Source organism: Streptomyces sp. UH6, assembly GCF_013421635.1.
GTDB lineage: Bacteria > Actinomycetota > Actinomycetes > Streptomycetales > Streptomycetaceae > Streptomyces > Streptomyces abyssomicinicus.
This window is the reverse complement of record NZ_JACADT010000433.1, coordinates 1-4,657: the sequence shown is the minus strand read 5'-3', so window position 1 is coordinate 4,657 and position 4,657 is coordinate 1. Positions and strand designations below refer to the sequence as shown.

Genomic DNA, 4,657 nt, shown 5'->3' with positions numbered 1-4,657 from the left:
GGTCTCCACCACGGTCCCGACGCCGGGAACGGCCCGCACCAGGCCCTGGTGACGCAGTTCGGTGAGCACCTTGGTGGCGGTGGCCATGGCGACGCCCCACTCCTTGGTGATCTCCCGGGTGGACGGCACGCGCTCGCCCGGCGCCAGTTCACCGCTCTCGATCCGCTGCCGGAGTTCGGTGACGATCCGGCTGTACCGCGGCCCCGCCTGCTCACCCATGAACACCCTCCGCACTAGTGCACTCCGAGGAGGTCCATCCTAGCGGCGCAGACTGCGGATCCGCGCCGGAGCGCCGTTCGAGCACCCTAGACGCACTAGTGCACATCACATCGACCAGCTTTGCAAGCAGGGATTTTATTGCTTGCGATGCACTGGGCGTACGGCGTACATTCACCGCCATGACGAACAACGAGATACTCGTGTCCGGTGCCGGCATCGCGGGTCCCGCCCTGGCGTACTGGCTACGCAAGGGCGGTTTCACCGTCACCGTCGTGGAACGCGCGCCTCAGCCCCGCCCGGGCGGGCAGACCGTGGATCTGCGCGGCGCCGGCCGCACCGTCGTCGAGCGGATGGGCCTGATGGACCGGGCCAGGGCCGAGAGCGTGGACCAGCGGGGACTCGCGAACGTCGACGCCTCCGGCCGTGTCACCGTCCGGGTTCCCGCCGACGCCTTCGGCGGCGAGGGGATCGTCTCCGAGATCGAGATCCTCCGCGGCGATCTCGCCCGCCTTCTGTACGAGGCCACCGTGCCCGGCACCGAGTACCTCTTCGACGACACGGTCACCGAACTTGCGCAGGACGCGGACGGCGTCACGGTCTCCTTCGAGAAGGCCGCACCGCGCCGGTTCGGGCTGGTGATCGGCGCGGACGGGCCGCACTCGGTGGTGCGCGCGCTGGCCTTCGGGCCCGAGGCGCGGTTCGTCCGGCCGCTCGGCCTCTACAACGCCTGGTTCACCGCCACCGACGAGCTGGAACTCGACGGCTGGTATCTGATGCACAACGCTCCCGGCGGCCTGGTCGCGTCCGCGCGGCCCGGGCGCCTGCCGGGCGAGATCAAGGCCGGCCTCAGCTTCCGCTCCGCGCCCGTCGCCTACGACCGCCGCGACGTCGACGCCCAGCGGGAGATCGTGGCCCGGCGCTTCGCCCACGTCGGCTGGCAGACCCCTCGCCTGCTGCGCGCCATGCGCACCGCCCCGGACTTCTTCCTCGACTCGATGGACCAGGTCCATCTCGACAGCTGGTCGCGGGGCCGGGTGGCGCTGCTGGGCGACGCCGGGTACTGCGCCTCGCCGTTGACCGGCCTCGGGACCAGCCTCGCCCTGGTCGGCGCCTACGTGCTGGCCGGGGAGGTCGCGGCCGCCGGGGGCGACCACCGCGTCGCGTTCCGGCGGTACGACGAGGTGATGCGTCCGTACGTCGACCAGGCCCAGCAGCTTCCGCCCGGGGGCGCCGCGGGGTTCGCCCCCTCGGGCCGGCTCGGCATCCGCCTGCGGGACCTGTCGATGCGGCAGATGACCCGCTGGCCGATGAAGTCCCTGTTCGCCGCCCAGTTCGCGAAGGCCGGGGACATCGCGCTGCCGTCGTACGCGCTCTGACGAACCGTCGCCTGAGAGCGCTCTCAGACGGCCGGAGGGCGACCATGGCGGAGCCCCCGGACGACGTCCGGCTGTGCGTCAGGTGTTGACACCCACCCCCTGGAGCCCTACGTTTCCCGCGACTTGAGAGCGCTCTCTGAACTCTCGGGTGACGCCCCACAGCTCCTCCCCCCGTTCCATCACGTCCCCCCGCCACCCCCGTGATGACAAGAGGTGTCCTCCATGCCAGCCCTCCCCCTGCGGCCCCTTCGGGCCTTGAGGCCGGCCTCCGTGCTGGTCGTGGCCGCGTCGCTGGCCGCCGTCGGACTCGGTCCGGCGGCGGCCCCCGCGGCGGCCGCCACCGTTCCCGTGGGTGCCGGGAGTTATTCCGACACCCGGCCTTCCGGTACGTCCGGGCCCACCACCAACACCGGCACGCCGGTCAAGCCCAAGGTCACCGCGGCCGCCCAGGGCAAGCCGGTCCCCACCAACGACTGGTGGTCCTCCCTCGCCTTCCAGCGGTACGGCGACAACCCGTACTCGACCCCGATGTACGGCCATCCGCTGACCTACCAGGCGGTGGCGGGCGGGCTGGAGGTCGGCTATCCCACGACGCCCGCGATCGTCGGTGAGGGCCGGCAGTACGAGTTCGCCCACAAGCGGGACCTGACGGTCGGCCTGGCCGGGCTGAACTCGCCCGACACCAAGGCGGACGCCTGGTCCGACTGGACGGTCACCCCCTACTGGTCCGACGGCACCCGCACCCTGCGGACCACCATCGGCCACGGCATGCCCTTCGTGTACGCCCAGGGCACCGGCGGGAACGCGCGGATCAGCACCGCCGCCACGCCCTCCGTCTTCTCCGACCAGGGCAACGTCCTCGGCATCACCGTGGGCGGTCACCACTACGCCCTGTTCGCCCCCACCGGCGCCGACTGGAACGTCTCCGGCACGGAGATCACCGCCGGGCTCGCCGGCAAGGACTACTTCTCCCTCGCCGTGCTGCCGTCCACCGACGCGCTGGCCACCTACCGCAAGTACGCCTTCAGCTTCGTCACCGGGTCGAAGGTCGACTGGAGCTACTCGGCGGGCACGGTCAAGGCCACCTACTCGCTGACCACCGTGGCAAAGGAGGGCACCGAGCGCGGCGCCCTGCAGGCCCTCTACCGGCACCAGTGGCTGCACACCACCGACGCGCTGACCTCCCACACCTACGTCTCGCCGCGCGGCCAGATGAAGGTCCGCGAGGGCGCCTCCTTCAGCACCACCATGAAGGCGGCCCCGGCGCTGCCCCAGCTCCCGCGCAGCAGCGCGCTCGACACGGCCCGCCTGCGCGGGTACGTCAACGAGGTCGCGAACTCCGCGGACCCGTTCTCCGGCGCCACCGACACGTACTGGACCGGCAAGGCACTCGGCAAGCTGGCCCAACTGGTCACCATCTCCGACCAGATCGGTGAGACCGCCACCCGCGACAAGCTGCTCGGCCTGATCAAGGGCAAGCTCCAGGACTGGTTCACCGCCGGCGGGGCCAACGAGTTCTCCTACGACAAGGACTGGAAGACCCTCACCGGTTACCCGGCCTCCTACGGCAGCGACACCGAACTCAACGACCACCACTTCCACTACGGCTACTACGTCCACGCCGCCGCGATCGTCGCCCAGTACGACGCGCAGTGGGCCGCCGACTCCGCCTGGGGCGGCATGGTGAAGACGCTGGTCCGCGACACCGCCAACCCGAGCCGCACCGACGGTTCCTTCCCCTTCCTGCGCGGCTTCGACGTCTACGCCGGACACGGCTGGGCCTCCGGCCACCAGGGCTTCGCGGCGGGCAACAACCAGGAGTCCTCCTCGGAGTCGACCAACCTCAGCGCCGCCCTGGTCCTCTACGGCTCGGCCACCGGGGACAGTTCGCTGCGCGACCTCGGCGTCTACCTCCTCACCACCGAGAGCGAGGCGATCGCCCAGTACTGGTTCGACAAGGACCAGCAGGTCTTCCCCGGCTCCTACACCCACGACACCCTCGGCATGGTGTGGGGCAGCGGCGGCGCGTACTCCACCTGGTGGACCGCCAACCCGGAGGAGATCCACGGCATCAACACCCTCCCGGTGACCGCCGCCAACGCCCTCCACCTCGGCGCCCACAAGGAGGCGATCCGGCGCAACCTCGCCGAGATGGAACGGGAGAACGGCGGGCCCGCGGTGGAGTGGCGGGACATCCTCTGGGAGTTCCAGTCGCTGGCCGACCCCGCCACGGCCAAGGCCAAGTGGGACGCGCAGAACGGCAACTACACCCCGGAGGACGGCGAGTCGAAGGCGCACACCTACCACTGGCTCACCGGGCTCGACACGCTGGGCGCGCCCGACACCTCGGTGACCGGCGACCTCCCCACCTCGGCCGTCTTCGCCAAGAACGGCACCCGCACCTACGTGGCGCACAACCACGGCTCCGGCGCGCGGACGGTCACCTTCTCCGACGGCCGCACGCTGAGCGTGCCCGCGCGGTCCACGGCGACCGCCACCGGGGCCGGGGGCACCGACCCGGGCACTCCCCCGGCGTCGGGGAACACCTTCCGGCTGCGGACCGGCGGCGTCCTCACCACGGCCACCGACGGCTCGGCGGGCAGCGACACCATCGCCTCGGCCGGCGGCACCAACCGTGACGGCACCCCTTACCAGCCGCTGGTCTACGAGGTGAAGGGCGTCAACGGCACGCTCACCTCGGGCGGTTCCACCTCCTTCCGCCTGGCCGTGGACGCCGGCACCGCGGTCGGTCTCGGGCAGCAGGCCCGGATCAGCTACGACCTGACCGGTGACGGCACCTTCGACCGGACGGAGACGTACCACTACTTCGCCACCGACCCGGTGACGGGCTGGGAGCGCTACGACCAGACCCGCGGCCTGAGGTCCGCCACCGGCACGCTGGGCGACCTGCGGGGCGGGACGGTCCGGCTGGAGGTCTGGAGCGCGATCGGCAACGCGACCTCCAGGCTCCAGACGAACTCCGACTCCTCCGTGGTGGTGATCCCGTTCGGCTGACGCCGTCCGACGGGCACCGCGGAAGCGGCGGCGGTCACCGGGTCCCC

At 71.4% G+C, this 4,657-nt stretch carries 3 protein-coding genes; 2 read left to right on the top strand and 1 reads right to left on the bottom strand.

Annotation, left to right across the window (positions count from 1 at the left end; genetic code table 11):
- Nucleotides 1-219 (bottom strand): GntR family transcriptional regulator (locus HW445_RS19260; protein WP_180222235.1); only part of this gene is annotated, 219 nt, incomplete at its 3' end.
- 179 nt (nt 220-398) lie between these two features.
- Between HW445_RS19260 and HW445_RS19255 the strand changes: the two genes are divergently transcribed.
- Nucleotides 399-1,595 (top strand): FAD-dependent monooxygenase, encoded by a 1,197-nt coding sequence (locus HW445_RS19255; protein ID WP_180222234.1) that lies wholly within the window; start codon nt 399-401, stop codon nt 1,593-1,595.
- Nucleotides 1,596-1,817: 222 nt separating this feature from the next.
- Nucleotides 1,818-4,610: a glycosyl hydrolase gene (locus HW445_RS19250; protein WP_180222233.1), complete on the top strand. Its 2,793-nt coding sequence runs from the start codon at nt 1,818-1,820 to the stop codon at nt 4,608-4,610.
- Nucleotides 4,611-4,657: the final 47 nt, after the last annotated feature.